13 protein-coding genes are annotated in these 14085 nt (G+C 73.6%); 6 read left to right on the forward strand and 7 right to left on the reverse strand.

All coding sequences use genetic code 11. The features are described 5' to 3' along the window. Positions 1 to 35: 35 nt before the first annotated feature. Positions 36 to 797 carry an ergothioneine biosynthesis protein EgtC gene (gene egtC, locus IF20_RS20500; RefSeq protein WP_052866713.1) on the forward strand — a complete coding sequence of 254 codons (762 nt, stop codon included), beginning with the start codon at positions 36 to 38 and terminating at the stop codon, positions 795 to 797. After that, a complete protein-coding gene (egtD, locus tag IF20_RS20505) occupies positions 794 to 1756 on the forward strand; it encodes an L-histidine N(alpha)-methyltransferase (protein WP_052866714.1) in 963 nt (320 codons plus the stop codon). Before egtC ends, egtD begins: the two co-directional genes overlap by 4 nt. Positions 1757 to 1762: 6 nt before the next feature. On the opposite strand, the gene IF20_RS20510 is transcribed toward egtD, so the two are convergent. Continuing rightward, on the reverse strand, positions 1763 to 3040 hold the full coding sequence (locus IF20_RS20510) for a cytochrome P450 (RefSeq protein WP_199896682.1): 1278 nt from the start codon (positions 3038 to 3040) through the stop codon (positions 1763 to 1765). Positions 3041 to 3227: 187 nt separating this feature from the next. Continuing rightward, the gene (locus IF20_RS39275; RefSeq protein WP_199896683.1) at positions 3228 to 3608 is read right to left on the reverse strand and encodes a hypothetical protein; all 381 of its coding nucleotides are present in this window, start codon (positions 3606 to 3608) and stop codon (positions 3228 to 3230) included. A gap of 111 nt (positions 3609 to 3719) precedes the next feature. Between IF20_RS39275 and IF20_RS20520 the strand changes: the two genes are divergently transcribed. Beyond that, positions 3720 to 4484 (forward strand): bestrophin-like domain, encoded by a 765-nt coding sequence (locus IF20_RS20520; RefSeq protein WP_052866716.1) that lies wholly within the window; start codon positions 3720 to 3722, stop codon positions 4482 to 4484. A gap of 9 nt (positions 4485 to 4493) precedes the next feature. On the opposite strand, the gene IF20_RS20525 is transcribed toward IF20_RS20520, so the two are convergent. The 3 genes from IF20_RS20525 to IF20_RS20535 all read right to left on the reverse strand — a co-directional run bounded on the left by IF20_RS20525 (position 4494) and on the right by IF20_RS20535 (position 6741). Further along, positions 4494 to 4997: a VOC family protein gene (locus tag IF20_RS20525; protein ID WP_052866717.1), complete on the reverse strand. Its 504-nt coding sequence runs from the start codon at positions 4995 to 4997 to the stop codon at positions 4494 to 4496. A gap of 19 nt (positions 4998 to 5016) precedes the next feature. Continuing rightward, positions 5017 to 5562 (reverse strand): DoxX family protein, encoded by a 546-nt coding sequence (locus IF20_RS20530; RefSeq protein WP_052866718.1) that lies wholly within the window; start codon positions 5560 to 5562, stop codon positions 5017 to 5019. Positions 5563 to 5691: 129 nt separating this feature from the next. Beyond that, the gene (locus tag IF20_RS20535) at positions 5692 to 6741 is read right to left on the reverse strand and encodes a phosphatidylinositol-specific phospholipase C domain-containing protein (protein WP_052866719.1); all 1050 of its coding nucleotides are present in this window, start codon (positions 6739 to 6741) and stop codon (positions 5692 to 5694) included. Positions 6742 to 6870: 129 nt separating this feature from the next. Between IF20_RS20535 and IF20_RS20540 the strand changes: the two genes are divergently transcribed. Beyond that, a complete protein-coding gene (locus IF20_RS20540) occupies positions 6871 to 7398 on the forward strand; it encodes a DUF2165 domain-containing protein (protein WP_052866720.1) in 528 nt (175 codons plus the stop codon). A 28-nt stretch (positions 7399 to 7426) separates the two neighbouring features. Next, positions 7427 to 8371: an NADP-dependent oxidoreductase gene (locus IF20_RS20545; RefSeq protein ID WP_052866721.1), complete on the forward strand. Its 945-nt coding sequence runs from the start codon at positions 7427 to 7429 to the stop codon at positions 8369 to 8371. 64 nt (positions 8372 to 8435) lie between these two features. Here IF20_RS20545 and IF20_RS20550 read toward each other — a convergent pair whose 3' ends face one another. Both IF20_RS20550 and IF20_RS20555 read right to left on the reverse strand, forming a co-directional pair. After that, positions 8436 to 9638: an FAD-dependent monooxygenase gene (locus tag IF20_RS20550; RefSeq protein ID WP_052866722.1), complete on the reverse strand. Its 1203-nt coding sequence runs from the start codon at positions 9636 to 9638 to the stop codon at positions 8436 to 8438. Between the two features lie 235 nt (positions 9639 to 9873). Continuing rightward, complete coding sequence (locus tag IF20_RS20555) at positions 9874 to 13068, reverse strand: bifunctional cytochrome P450/NADPH--P450 reductase (RefSeq protein WP_052866723.1); 3195 nt, start codon at positions 13066 to 13068, stop codon at positions 9874 to 9876. 185 nt (positions 13069 to 13253) lie between these two features. Between IF20_RS20555 and IF20_RS20560 the strand changes: the two genes are divergently transcribed. Continuing rightward, a complete protein-coding gene (locus IF20_RS20560; RefSeq protein ID WP_052866817.1) occupies positions 13254 to 13919 on the forward strand; it encodes a PAS domain-containing protein in 666 nt (221 codons plus the stop codon). Positions 13920 to 14085: the final 166 nt, after the last annotated feature.

Below are 14085 nucleotides of genomic sequence, written 5' to 3' on the forward strand. Positions count from 1 at the left end.
GCCGTACGCCGCGACCGCGCCCGGAGGTGGGCCTGATGTGCCGCCACCTCGCCTATCTCGGTCCCGAGGTGCCGCTCGGTGACGTGCTCACCGCACCCGAGTACAGCCTGTACCGGCAGTCCTGGGCGCCGCGCCGCCAGAAGTACGGCACGGTCAACGCGGACGGCTTCGGCGTCGGCTGGTACGCGCCCGGGGACCCCGTACCGGCCCGGTACCGCCGCGCCGGGCCGATCTGGGCGGACGCCGGCCTGCCCGACCTCGCCCGGGTCGTGCGCAGCGGCGCCGTGCTGGCCGCCGTGCGGGACGCCACGCTCGCCTGCCCGGACGGCGAGGCCGCCGCCGCGCCGTTCGCCGGCGGGCCCTGGCTGTTCAGCCACAACGGCGCCGTGCGCGGCTGGCCCGGCTCCCTGGGGCCACTGGCCGCCGCGTTGCCCTCCGAAGCGCTGCTGGGCCTGGAGGCGCGCTGTGACGCGGCGTTTCTCTGGGCGCTGGTGAAGCACCGCCTGGAGGAGGGCGCCGACGCGTCCGAGGCGCTGTCGGAGACGGTGACCGAGGTCGCCGCCGCTGCCCCCGGCTCCCGACTGAACCTGCTGCTCACCGACGGCGCCACGATCACCGCCACCACCTGGGGCGACACGCTCTTCCACCGCCCCGTTCCGGGCACCGCGCCCGGCATGCTGATCGCCTCCGAACCCTCCGACGACACGGCCGACTGGACCGAGGTCCCCGACCGCACCCTGCTGGCCGCCACCGCCAGCGATGTCCTGCTCACCCCGCTCAAGGAGCCCGCCGCGTGAGTCCCCTCGCCGTCACCCGCACGCTGCCCCTCGATGCCACCACCGCCGCCCTCCGCGCCGACGTCGCCAACGGCCTGACCGGCACCCCCAAGACGCTGCCGCCCAAGTGGTTCTACGACGCCCGGGGCAGCGACCTCTTCGAGGACATCACCGCGCTGCCCGAGTACTACCCGACGCGCGCCGAGCGGGAGATCCTGATCGCCCGCGCCGACCGCATCGCCACCCTCACCGGCGCCCGCACCCTGATCGAGCTGGGCTCCGGCTCCTCGGAGAAGACCCGGTTCCTGCTGGACGCGCTGACCGGGCTGCACACGTACGTGCCCGTCGACGTGAGCGAGAGCGCGCTGGCCGCCGCGGGCGAGGCGCTGCTCGCCGAACGTCCCGGGCTCACCGTGCACGGCCTCGTGGCCGACTTCCAGCACGGCCTGGAGCTGCCCGGGACGCCCGGCCCCCGGCTGCTGGCCTTCCTCGGCGGCACGATCGGCAACCTGCTCCCCGCCGAGCGGTCCGGCTTCCTGCGCACCGTACGCGACCTCCTGGCGCCCGGGGACGCGCTGCTGCTCGGCACGGACCTGGTCAAGGACGCGGCGACGCTGGTGGCCGCGTACGACGACGCCCGGGGCGTCACCGCCGAGTTCAACAGGAACGTCCTCGCGGTCATCAACCGCGAACTGGCCGCCGACTTCGACCTGGCGCAGTTCGCGCACCGCGCCGTGTGGGACCCCGAGCGGGAGTGGATCGAGATGCGGCTGCGGTCCCTGAAGGAGCAGACCGTGAAGGTCCCTGCGCTGGATCTCGCGGTGCACTTCGATGCGGGCGAGGAGGTGCGTACGGAGGTCTCGGCGAAGTTCCGCGAGGCGGGCGTGCGCACCGAACTGGCCGCCGCCGGACTGGAGCTGCGGGAGTGGTGGACGGACGACGGCGGCCGTTTCGCCCTGTCCCTCGCCGTACGGCGGTAGCCCGGCTCAGGCCCGTACGGGCAGGTGCTTGAGCCCGTTCTGGAAGTTGGAGACCAGCCGGACCGGCGGCCCGGCGAGGTCGAGGCCGGGCAGCCGGTCCAGGACGTGGGTCAGCACGGCCCGCATCTGGACCCGGGCGAGGTGCGAGCCGAGGCAGAAGTGCGGGCCGAAACCGAAGCTGACGTGGTCGTTGGGGCGGCGGGCGACGTCGAAGCGGTCGGGGTCGGCGAAGACGGTCTCGTCGCGGTTGGCGGAGGCGTGGTAGACCACGACCTTCTCGCCCGCCCTGATGTGCTGCCCGCCCAGTTCCACGTCCCGTACCGCGGTGCGCCGGAAGTTCATCACGGGCGGCCAGTGGCGCAGCATCTCCTCCACGGCGGTGGGGAGCAACTCCCGTGCGCTCAGTAGCCGTTCGAACTGGTCGCGGTGGTGCAGGAGCGTCCAGAGCCCGCCCGGAATGCCGTTGCGCAGCGTTTCGTTCCCGGCCACCGCGAAGAGGAAGAACATGTTCTCGAACTCCTCGCGGGTGAGGCCGCCGTCCCGCATGTGGGCCATCACCGTGCCGGGACGGGGGTGCGCGGAGAGCGCGTGCGCGTAGGCGAACATGTCGGCAAGTGCCTCGCGGGACCGCGGATTGACCGGCCGGCCGTCGGGGCGCACCGCGGTCCCGGGCCGGTGGCGGAGCGCGGCGCGCCCCATCGGGCTGAGCGTCGCGGGGTCGGCGGTGCTCAACCCGGCGTACTCGCTGTCCTGGTAGCCGATGACGCGGCTCGACCAGTCGAAGAGCAGCCGCCGGTCCTCGTCCGGCACGCCCATGACGTGTGCCAGCGTCCACACCGGCAGGTCGGCCGCGACCTCGACGAAGTCCGCCTCGCCCGCCTCGGCGACCTGCCCCACCAGCTGAGCCGCCCGCGCGTCGATGACGGCCTCCAACTCCCGTACGGCGCGCGGGGTGAAGGCCGCGGCGACCACCTTGCGGATGCGGGAGTGGTCGGGCGGGTCCTGGTTCAGCATCATCGCCCGGACGAAGGCGAGGTCCCGCTCGGTGTCCGGGTCCCGGATCTGCGTCGCACCCGCGTACGAGGAGAACACCCCCGGGGTACGCAGCACGTGCTTCACGTCCGCGTGCCGGAACACCGCCCAGTAGCCGGGGCCGGCCGGCCAGCCGCCCGTCGCGGGCTCCTCGATCCAGCAGACCGGGCTGGTCAGGCGCAGTGCGCGGAAGAGGTCGTAGGGAACGCCGGTGGCGTAGGTAGCGGGCGTGAACACCTCGGCAGCCTTCACACACCTGACCGTAAGGTAATTCGCACTATCAGGGGAATCCCCCGCCCGGCAGGCTTGAGGGGCCGTGAGCTGCGCAGCCTCCTGGCGTGTACAGATCGCATCGCGCGGGACTGGCCCTGGCTGCCGCCGTGTTCGTGGCAGGGGTGGGCTGGGCGCCGGCGGCGGCAGCGCACGGCGACAACTGTTCCTACGCCGGGACGAAGCCGCCGGTGCCGGCTCCGACCGGGGTGCCCGGCCTGCCCCACGGCTGGCACTGGCCCTGTACGTCGCCGACGCCCCGCCCGCCCACGCCGAAACCGCCGCCGGAACCACCGAAGCCCACTCCGCCACCGCCGAGCCCCGCACCGCCGAAGCCGGCGCCACCTCCGCCGGTCACCACGCCGCCCGCGCCGCCGCCACCGCGCCCCGCACCGCCGCGGCCGGCGCCGCCGAAGCCGGCTCCGCCCACTCCCCCGCCGACGACCGAGCCGCCGAAGCCCACGCCGTCCCTGACCCCCCGGTCGTACGCGATCAGCAGCAAACCGCCGGAGAACGGCCGCTCGCTGGTCACCAACATGCTGCTGCTCACCGCGCCGGCCGTGCTCGCCGCCGCCGCGCTGCGCCCCCGTGGCTCATCGAGCTCCCGCGGTCGCAGCTGACGACGGGCCCGCTCCCCCGCTGTTGTTCCTTGGAGGTTTTCATGTCGGACTGGCTCGTGCTGGGCATCGCCATGGCCGCTACGTGCGGTGTGGTGCTGCTCGTCACCGTGCTCCATCAGCGGCGCATCGATGAGGACGAGGACGACCCGAGCGAGACGCCGGACGTCATGGAGTACATGACGATGATGGTCGGGGTGGTCTACGCGATCGTGCTGGGCCTGGCCATCGCGGGGGTGTGGGAGGCGCGCAGCGCCGCGGAGGACACGGTCCGCACCGAGGCGCAGGCGCTGCACGAGGTGAGCGCGCGGGCCCGGGCGTATCCGGCGCCGGTGCGTGACCGGGTCCGGGGCGACGTGGAGGCGTACGCCTCGTACGTGGTGCACAAGGAATGGCCGGTGATGACCGAGAAGAGCGAGCTGACGCCCCGCGGGGACGCGCTGCTGCTGAAGGTGCGCGCCAGCGTCTCCGACTACCACCCGCGCAACGACTTCGAGAACCAGACCTACCAGCCGCTGGTGGACCAGGTGGCGGTGGCGGACGGCGCACGGTCGGCCCGGGGTCTGGGCGCCGGGCCGACCCTGCCACCCGTGGTGTGGTTCGGCCTGCTCGCGGGCGCCGTGGTCACGGTCGGCCTGATGTTCACGCTGCAGATCCGGCGGTCGGGGCGTGAACTGCTGATGGCCGGCGTCTTCACCGCCCTGATCGCCTTCCTGCTCTTCCTGGTGTGGGACTTCGACGATCCCTGGCTGCGCAGCGCCGACGCGATCCAACCCTTGAAGAATCTGCTCCCGGCGGGCGGGGGCTGATCCGCGGCGTCAGGTGGCGGAGCCCGCCGCGGCCCCGGTCGCCAGGTCGGGGCCCCAGCGGCGCAGCGCGTCCGCCAGGTCGAGCGGGAGAACGCGCGCGCCGCCCTCCTCCTCGCCCGGCCAGTCCTCGCGGGGCACCCGCCACATCACCTCGAACTCGATGCCGTCCGGGTCCTTGGCGTACAGGGACTTGGAGACGAGATGGTCGCTGGCGCCGACGAGCGCGCCGGCGGCCTTGAGGCGCTCGGCGGTCCCGGCCAGTTCGCCGAGGGTGCCGACCTCCCAGGCCAGGTGGTACAGGCCGGCTCGGCCGGACTCGGGGCCCGGCGCCTGGTCGCCGACGGCGAAGAGGCCGAGGTCGTGGTCGTTGCTGGTGTCCTGCGCCCGCAGGAAGGCGGCGCGCCCCGGGATCTCGGTGTCCACGGTGAAGCCGAGGACGTCGGTGTAGAACGCGACGGAGCGGGTCAGCTCGCGTACGTAGAGGACCGCGTGGTTCAGGCGGCGGACGGGCATGGGAAACCTCCCTGTCGGGTCACTTGCGCAGCAGCAGGACGACGAAGGCCACGATCAGGCCGAGGGCGACGGCAGCGATGCCGTAGGCGGCGCGGTCGCGGCGCAGGCCGGGCAGCAGCCGGTCGACGGCCCAGCGGCCGGGGCCGGTGAGGGTGAGCGCGGCGGCGGCCACGGTGAGCAGCAGCTCGTATTCGATGCCCTTCGGGGCGAAGAAGCCGCCGCCCCACTTCACGGCGAGCGCGTTGACCATGGTGCCGAGGACGGCGGCGCCGGCGAGCGGGGTGAGCAGGCCGAGCGCGAGGCCCAGGCCGCCGAGCGTCTCACTGAGGCCCGCGACCACGGCCATGGCCTTGCCGGAGGGGTAGCCGCTCATGGTGAAGAACTGCCCGGTGCCGTCCAGCCCCGGCCCGCCGAACCAGCCGAAGAGCTTCTGCGCGCCGTGGGCCGCCATGGTGAGGCCGACGGCGAGCCGGAGCACCAGCAGGCCCAGGTCGTGGGCGGGCGAGGGCGTGGCCGCACCGGTGCGGACCGCGGGCGTGACGGGCGACGTGACGGGGGACGTCATACGAGGGATCTCCCTGGCGGACTGTCGGATCGGGAAGTACTTGAAAGTTCAAGCCACACTCCGACCATACACAGTGCTTGAAACCTGTACAACGCGCGGTCACCCGCCAGGCCGCCCGCCCGTCACCTCTCAGCCACGCGGCGCCACCGTGCCGAGCACGCCCGGCAGCGGGTACCAGTCGGCGGTGAGCACGCTGGCGTGTGCCTTGGCCAGCAGGGCGATCCGGTCCTTGGCCTGCTGCTCGGTCGGCTTCGTCCCGTCGATCTCCGGCGCCACCTTGTGCGCGTCCGTCATGACCACGAGGTAGTGGCGGGTGTCGTACCAGGCGGTGTCGATGCCTCCGGTGTAGGCCGAGGCGTCCCCGTCGAAGACCACGAACCAGGGGCGGAGCGCGGCGTCGGTGTAGCGGGAGCGCGGGTCGCCGGCCTCGGCGCCGTGCACGGCGGGGAAGGCGGTGGAGTCGGCCAGCTTCCCCTGCCCGGCCAGGGTGCGCAGGTGCGTGGCGTACTCGCGGTCCGTCCAGAGCTTGTCGGCCGGATTGCCCTCCTCGACCGTGCCGGGTATCAGCTCGATCAGGAACTTGCCGGCGAGCGCCGACCGCTCCGGCCAGCCGTCGGCCCGTACCGCCTCGTCCAGCGTCGCGTGGTCGCCGATCAGATCGCCGGGCCCGAAGACGGCGTCCCCCAGCTTCCCACGCACCATCGTGTCGAACTCGTCCGGGCCCCGGCCGCCCTTGTCGTTGAAGCCGTCCTTCAGCTCCATCTTGAGCAGCACGGGGCGGTGCCCGGGGTGCGCGTCGTGCCAGGCCCGCAGGTCGGCGAGGCAGCCGGCGAGGTCCTGGTTGCGGGACTTGGTGCGCAGCTCGGCGGGGGTGGTGGCGTTCTCGCAGTTGTTGTTGTTCCCCAGTGGGTTGCTGTGCGAGACCCGCCAGGACTTGCCCAGCCCGTTGGTCCACACGTCCAGCTCCAGCAGGCCGGCGCCGGAGTCCAACGCGTCCGCGAAGTAGGGGTACTTGTCCTTCTCGTACGCGTTGTGCACGCCCACCGCCGTGGTCGTGTCGTACGTCGTGTTCGCCGCTTCCGCGGTGCCCGTGCCGGCCGGCCAGATCACCGCCGTCGCCACCAGTGCCGCTCCTGCCACACCCGCCACCATCGTCCCCGTACGCCGATGTGCGCCCATGTGCCCCTGCTTTCTCGTTGGTCAGTCGATCAGGCGGCAGCGTACGGGACTTGGGATACAGAGGTGACGCCCCGAACAAACGTCCGTCGCCCCGTTCCCAGGAGTTCCGGGCGCGTCTACGATGACGCCATGGCCGGCAGAAGAGCGGCGGCGTCCACCCTCGCCGCCGGCGCCCTCACCGCGACGGTCGCGCTGTACATGGCCCTCGTCGCCTTCGGCAACATCACCGACTTCGACACCAACCGCGCGTTCGTTCAGCACGTTCTCGCGATGGACACCACCTTCAAGGACCCGGACCTGATGTGGCGGGCCGTCACCTCCCGCTCGCTGCAGGACGGCGCCTACATCGCAATCATCGTCTGGGAGACCGCCGCCGCCCTCGTGCTCGTCGCGGCCAGCGTCCTGTGGGCGCTGCGCCGGGACCGGGCCCGCCGGCTCAGCGCCCTCGGCCTGCTGATGGTGCTGCTGCTCTTCGGCGCCGGCTTCCTCGCGATAGGCGGCGAGTGGTTCGCGATGTGGCAGTCCAAGGACTGGAACGGCCTGGAGGCCGCCACCCGCAACATCGTGCTCGCCGGCCTCGCCCTCCTGGTCGTCCAGCTGACCCCGCCGGCGGCCGCACGCACGGCGGCGACCCGATCGGACCCCCGCGTGGAATAGCCACTCCGACGCGTCCGTTGCCCCGGGTATGCGAGCAATCGGAGTGGAAGAATACGGCGGACCCGACGCACTGCGGGTCCTGGACGTGCCGGAGCCGCAGCCCGGCTCCGGCGAGGTGCGCATCCGGGTGCACGCCGTGGCGGTGAACCCCACGGACACCCTGCTGCGGGCCGGCGCGCACGCGCAGCGGCTCGCCGACCGCGAGCCGCCCTACGTGCCGGGCATGGACGCGGCCGGTGTGATCGACCGGCTCGGGCCGGACAGCGACGGCCGGCTCACTGTCGGGCAGCGGGTGGTCGCCGTGGTCGTGCCCACCGGGCCGCGCGGCGGCACGTACGCGGACAAGATCGTGGTGCCGGCCGCCTCGGTGGTGCCGGCCCCGGAGGACGTGGCCTTCACCGCGGCCTCGACCCTGCTGATGAACGCGCTGACCGCCCGGCTCGCGCTGGACGAGCTGGGCCTCTCAGCAGGTGACACGCTCGCCGTGATCGGCGCCGCGGGCGCCCTCGGCGGGTACGCGATCCAGCTGGCGAAGGCCGACGGGCTGCGGGTGATCGCGGACGCCAAGCCGGCCGACGAGAAGCTGGTCCGCGAGCTGGGCGCCGACGAGGTCGTGGAGCGCGGCGACGACGTCGCGCAGCGGATCCGGGAGCTGGTGCCGGACGGCGTGCCCGGGCTCGTGGACTCGACGCTGCAGGGCGAGAAGCTGTTCGGCGCGCTCGCCGACGGCGGCCGGATGACGGTGTTCCGTGGCTGGTCGGGCGGTACGGAGCGGGGCATCGAGGTACGCCCCGTGCTGGTCTCGGACTTCGCCACCGACACCGCGCGCCTGGACCGGCTGGCCCGCCAGGCCGAGGAGGGCGTGCTCACGCTGCGGGTCGCGGAGGTCTTCCCGGCGGAGCGGGCGGCCGACGCGCACCGGCTGCTGGAGGCCGGCGGGGTGCGCGGCCGCCCGGTGATCGACTTCTCCTGACGGCCACTGCACGGCTGACCCACCGTCAGGCCCCGCCCGCCGTGCCGTGCGGGCGGGGCCCCGGTCACCACTCGATGCGGTAGGACGTCAGCCAGTTCGCCGCGCCGGCCTCGCTGCGGCGGGCGCGGTGCGGCAGCACGGTGTCGCGGACGACACGGCGTACGGGGCCCACCGTGGTCCGCCGGACCATCTGCGCGCTGGCCGCCACGACCTTCTCCACGCGCTCGCGGCGCAGCTCCTCGTACGCCTTGAAGGCGCGGCGGTTGCCGGCCTGGTCGCGCAGCGACTTGGCCAGCACGATGGCGTCCTCGATGGCCATGGAGGCGCCCTGCGCCGCGTTCGGCGCCGCGGCGTGCGCGGCGTCCCCGATGATCACCATGGTGTCGGTCCACCAGCGCGGGGTGGAGGCGATGTCGTAGGCGTTGGAGCCGACGATGGTCTCGCCGGTGGACCTGATGATGTCGGCGGCCGGGGTGTTGTCCTCCTCGAAGAGCGCGGCCAGCCGGTGCCGCCACTGGTCGGCGGCGGTCCCCGCCAGGTCCTCGCGGGAGAGTTCGGGGCCCGGCGCGTTGGCGAACCACCAGGTCTCGCCGTCCGGCGCGCGGGTGCAGCCGAAGAACGCCTTCTTGCCGAAGATCATGCTGTACGTGCCGTGTTCCGGGGCGTTCTTCGCGTCGCGGGTGTAGCCGCAGACGGTGTTCTGGCCGGTGTACCGGGGCCGGGCCGCGGCCGGGTCGATGAGCTTGCGGGTGACGGAGTGGATGCCGTCGGCGCCGATGAGCAGGTCGCCCTCGGCGCGGGTGCCGTCGGAGAAGGTGGCGACGATCCGGCCGTTCTCCACGGTCTCGGCGGCCACCAGCCGCTTCCCGTGCTGGACGGCGATGCCGCGGCGGGTCGCCTCGTCGTGCAGCACCCGGTACAGCGTGGCGCGGCGCATCGTGCGAGGGCCGGGCCCGTCCGGCGCGCCGCCCTCCGCTTCGGCGTGCCGGCCGTCGACCCCGGCCATCGGGCGCTCGCCGAGCCGCTTGCCCGTGTTGCTGAGGAACTCCACCCGGCCGGCCGGGAAGGAGTTCTCGACGACGGGCCCGTCGGCGTCGATGACGCGCAGCGCCGCCAGGCCGTTCTCGAAGAGGACGAGGAAGGCCCCGACGTCGTCGGCACCGCTCGCGTACGCCTCGAAGACCTCCGAATCGATGCCGGCTTTCTGCAGGGCCATCGCGGACACCGCTCCCGCGATGCCACCACCGATGATCAGGGCGTGGGTCATGACGCTCCAAGGTCGGACGGCCGGTCTCCGGGGCGCGTGGCCTGCGCCCCGGCGGCGGGTGCGGCCCCTCGGCGCCTGTGTCCGAGGGAGCCGCACCCGTCGCACGGGTCCACCTTGGCGCGCCGGGCGCGCGGGGGCCAGAGCAGGAACGGGCATGTCGGCCGCACGGCCGCACTTCTCGTCGTACGAGTTCCGGTCCCCGCCGGCCGCGTCAGCCCCCGCGCGCCCCCGTGGATCAGCTCGCCGCGTACACGTCCTCGATGTAACGGCCCTCCGTGGTCAGCCCGGTGAGCCAGGCCTCGGCGTCCTCGGCGGTGCCGCCCCCGTACCGGACGTACAGCTCCCGGAAGGCGTCGCGTACGCCCGGTGCCATACGGCTGCCGTCGCCGCAGACGTACACCCGGGCCCCCGACTCCAGCAGTTGCCAGACCTCTTCGCCGTCGGCGGCGATGCGGTGCTGGACGAACCGGCGGCCGTCCTCGGGCCGTTCGCTGAAGGCCGGGCGCACCCCGACGACACCGGCGGCCTCGGCGGCGCGCAACTCCTCGGCGTGCAGGAAGTCCGCGTCGGGCGCGTCGCAGCCGAAGAAGAGCAGCGCCGGGGCGAGCGGTCCGGTGGCCGCCGTGCGGTCGGCGACGGCGCCGCGGAAGGGCGCCAGGCCGGTGCCGGCCGCCACCATGATCACCGGGGTGGGATCGGCCGGATCGATGCGGAAGGCGTCCCGGCACGGCTGCACGCGGGCGAGCACGGTGTCCCCCGCCTTCAGGGTGTGCAGATGGCTCGAACCGGTGCCACCGGGCAGCAGCGAGACCATCAGGTCGGCGTGGCGGCCGTCGGCCGCCGGGGAGGACGAGACGGAGTAGTGCCGGGTCCGCATCGGCGGCAGCAGGTCCAGCACCACCGGCCAGGGCAGCGCGCCGCGCAGCGCGGGGTACGCCTCGATCAGCTCCAGCGTCGTACGGGTGTCGTCCCCGGCGGGTGCTTCGAGGGCCGCGCGCTCGGGCGGGCAGGGGTTGTGCGCGGCCAGCAGGGCCCGCTGATCGGCCGTGGGCCGGGCGTTCAACTCCAGGTGGTGGGTGAGGAGTTCGCGCACGGTCAGCGGGCGGTCGACGGGCAGCGCGGTGCGGCCGGCGCCCGGCTGCCGAATGCTCAGCACGGCCGCCGGGTCGACGCCGAGCGCCTGCGTGGCGCGGGCGACCCGCTCCGGTGTGTTGGCGGGCAGCACGCTCAGGTGGTCGGCGGTGCGGTAGGTGACGCCCTCGGGCAGGGCGAGCCGCAGGAACCGCTTCTTGCGCGGGTAGCCCTCGGCGGTCAGGTCGTACGCCTCGGTGACGGTCATTTCGGTGAGGCCGTGCCGGGCGGCGAGGGCGTCCAGCGGGCCGCCGGTGATCTCGGTGACGGTGCACGCGGCCTCTTCAGGCGCAGCGGTGGCGCCGATGCTCGCCGGGTCGCCGTACCGGGTCAGCAGCTCGGTGCGGAGCGCGGTCGTGAAGTCCTTGACGGTGCCGGCCATGTCGCCGGAGGCGTCGGCCTCGGCGCGCGGCAGCAGCCGGTCGCCGCCGAGCGCGGCCAGCCGGTCGTCCAGCAGGGTGGGGACGCGCTGGTAGGTGGCGGCCCAGTTGCGGTCGCCGACGCCGAGCACGGCGAACGGCACGCCGTGCGCGGCCCCTTCGGGCGCCTCCTCCAGCCAGGCCACGAAGGCGGCCGCGTCGTCGGTGGGGCGGCCGTTGTAGGACGCGGCCACGAGCACCACCGGACGGTCGGCGGGCAGCCCGCCCGCATACGTGTCCAGCGGCGCGACCTCGGTGGCGCAGCCCAGCGAGGCCGCCTCGTCGGCCAGCCGCTCGGCGAAGTCCTTGCAGGTGCCGTAGTTGGTGCCGTGCAGGAGCAGCAGGCCGGTGTCCTGGTGGACGCGGGTGGGCAGCCCGTCGTCCACGGCGGGCCCTTCCTCCGCCGCGCCCGTGCCGGGCAGCACGGCGAGCGCCGCGCGGTCGGCCGCACGATGGGCGGCGGACCGCTCGGCGAGCCGGACCGTGAAGCCGTCCGGCTTCAGCGTCAGCGTCTCCTTGATGCTCAGCGCGTAGTCGCCGTGGTCCTCGAAGCGGTAGCGGTGCACCAGGAGGGCCAGCAGCATGGTCGCCTCGTGCAGCGCGAACTGCCGCCCGATGCAGGCGCGTTCACCGGTGCCGAAGGGCTTGTACGCGTGCGGGGAGCGGGCCGCCTCCGCCTCGGGCGAGAACCGCGCCGGGTCGAACAGCTCGGGGTTGTCGCCCCACACCGGGTCGCGGTGGAGCATCGGGGTGAGGACCGTGAAGATCTCCCCGGCCTTGACCGCGTACCGGCCGCCGAGCACCGTGTCCGTCTTCGCGCGCCGGCTGAACGCGGCCGCGGTGGGCCACAGCCGCAGCGCCTCGTTGAGCACCTGCCGGGTGAAGGCCAGCTTGCCGATGTCCTCGAAGGACGGGTCGGGGTCGGTCGCGTCACCGAACAGCTCGTCGGCCTCACGGCGCGCCAGCCGCAGCGCGACGGGGTCCTTGAGCAGGTGGTACAGCGCGAAGGAGAGCGCACCGGAGGTGGTCTCGTGACCGGCGATCAGGAACGTGATGACCTGGTTGCGGATGTTCGCCGTGTCCAGCGTCGTACCGTCCACCGGGTGCGGCGCGTCGAGCATCAGCCCCAGCAGGTCGTCGGCCGTAGGGGTCTCCCCGGCGGAGCCAGGGGAAGTGTCTCCGGAGGCGGTGCGCGCACTGATCACCTCGTCCACCACCGACGCGAGGTAGTCGGCGTCGGCGCGGAACGCCTCGTCCTTCTCGGAGTAATCCACGCCCGGCTTACGTGCCAGCCGGGTCATGCTCCATTCGAGGCAGCGCACCATCGCGTCCACGAAGGGGTGCGGCTGCTCCCGCCCGAAGGACTCGAAGTCGAAGCCGAATCCGGCGAGCCCGATGGTGTCCAGCGTCATCCGGGTCATGTCCTCGGGCACGTCCACCGGCGCGCCGTCGGCGATCCGCCGGTCCCAGCTCGCCATCAGCCGGCGGGCGACCGCGAGCATCGCCGGGTGGTAGGTGCGCATCGAGCCCAGCGCGAAGGCGGGCATCAGGATGTCGTGCGCCTTGGCCCAGTTGGGCTCGTCGTTGTAGGCGGTGAAGAGCCCGTCGGCGGCGAACTCCCGGACGTTCTCCAGCGCCGGCCCGATGGCCTTCTCGAAGCGCGTCTCGTCGGCCAGCTCGGTGACCAGGTCGACGGAGGTGACGAAGGTGGCGTCCCGGCCGTGCAGCCGGCGTCGGAAGATCGGGCCGTGGTCGCGGGCGATGCCCATGGCCCGCTGGAGGGGGGTACGGGAGAGACCGGCGGCCGTGATGTCCACCACGGGGATGCCGTCGTCGCCGAGGGTGACGGTGTCGGCGCTCTGCAGCTGCGTGTCGCTCATGACTCCACAGTGACCGGCCCGGTGTGCCGCGCTCCCCGCGGTAACTGCATGATTGTGCAGTGTTTTCTTCCGTACGGGCCTTGCGGTCCGGCCGAAGATGATCATTGCGGCGCGGCGCCGGGCCGGCCGCCGAGCGGAAGGGTGCGATGGACGCAGGGGACGAGAAGAACGGGTGCCGCCGGTCGATGGGTGACGACCTCTTCGCGCACCCGGGGGTGCCCGGCCCGGCGGCCGCGCCCTGGCACAACTACTTCCTCATCCTGCTGGACCGGATGCCGCTGCCGGTGGCGGTCTGCCGCGCCGACGGCGAGGTCCTGATCGCCAACCCGGCGATGGCCTCGGTCTGGGGTACCACCCGGGGCCAGCTGCGCGGCCGCAACCTCCTGGACCACTTCCGCCCCCGGGCGATCTCGCAGGTCGGCCGGCTCGTGGAGGCCGTACGGATGGGCCGCCGCTCCCGCTACCCCGTCGAGGTCCGATGGCGCGAGGGCGCGGCCGGGCCCGAGCGCGAGGGCATGCTCACCCTGGATCCGGTGGGCGATCCCTCAGACGAGCCGCCGGCCCTGCTCGCCATCCTCCGCGTCCACGAGTCCCGCCCGGCACCGCCACCCGCCGCGCAGGTCAGCCCCGTCGAGTCGCGCATCCTCGCGCTCGCCGCCGCCGGCGCGACCACGGCCGCCATCGGCAAGGACCTCGGCCTCACCGTCGACGGCGTCAACTACCACCTGACCCGGCTGACCCGCCGCTACCGCGTCCCCAACCGCACCGCCCTGATCGCCCGCGCCTACACCCTCGGCCTCCTCTCCCCCACCGCCTGGCCCCCGGCCCCGGCGGACGACGAGGACGGCTGAGAGCCGCCGGGCGGGCCGGTACGACGACCGCGGCGTCCGCTCCCCGTACGGTTGCCGGACGCCGGGCTGGACGCCGGTGACCGCAGTGGCACCGCCGTCCGGCCGCCGCGTCCACCCCCGGATCGGCCCTCCCGCCGAGCCGGCCCGGGCACCTCGCGCACCGCAC

Source organism: Streptomyces niger (assembly GCF_000718305.1).
GTDB classification, from domain to species: Bacteria; Actinomycetota; Actinomycetes; order Streptomycetales; family Streptomycetaceae; genus Streptomyces; species Streptomyces niger.

What these genes read in the sequence shown, in the direction of transcription:
- egtC (WP_052866713.1), top strand. Translation starts at nt 36, where the DNA reads ATGTGCCGCCACCTCGCCTATCTCGGTCCCGAGGTGCCGCTCGGTGAC.
- IF20_RS20520 (WP_052866716.1), top strand. Translation starts at nt 3,720, where the DNA reads ATGTCGGACTGGCTCGTGCTGGGCATCGCCATGGCCGCTACGTGCGGT.
- IF20_RS20525 (WP_052866717.1), bottom strand. Translation starts at nt 4,997, where the DNA reads ATGCCCGTCCGCCGCCTGAACCACGCGGTCCTCTACGTACGCGAGCTG.
- IF20_RS20530 (WP_052866718.1), bottom strand. Translation starts at nt 5,562, where the DNA reads ATGACGTCCCCCGTCACGTCGCCCGTCACGCCCGCGGTCCGCACCGGT.
- IF20_RS20535 (WP_052866719.1), bottom strand. Translation starts at nt 6,741, where the DNA reads ATGGGCGCACATCGGCGTACGGGGACGATGGTGGCGGGTGTGGCAGGA.
- IF20_RS20540 (WP_052866720.1), top strand. Translation starts at nt 6,871, where the DNA reads ATGGCCGGCAGAAGAGCGGCGGCGTCCACCCTCGCCGCCGGCGCCCTC.
- IF20_RS20545 (WP_052866721.1), top strand. Translation starts at nt 7,427, where the DNA reads ATGCGAGCAATCGGAGTGGAAGAATACGGCGGACCCGACGCACTGCGG.
- IF20_RS20550 (WP_052866722.1), bottom strand. Translation starts at nt 9,638, where the DNA reads ATGACCCACGCCCTGATCATCGGTGGTGGCATCGCGGGAGCGGTGTCC.
- IF20_RS20555 (WP_052866723.1), bottom strand. Translation starts at nt 13,068, where the DNA reads ATGAGCGACACGCAGCTGCAGAGCGCCGACACCGTCACCCTCGGCGAC.
- IF20_RS20560 (WP_052866817.1), top strand. Translation starts at nt 13,254, where the DNA reads ATGGGTGACGACCTCTTCGCGCACCCGGGGGTGCCCGGCCCGGCGGCC.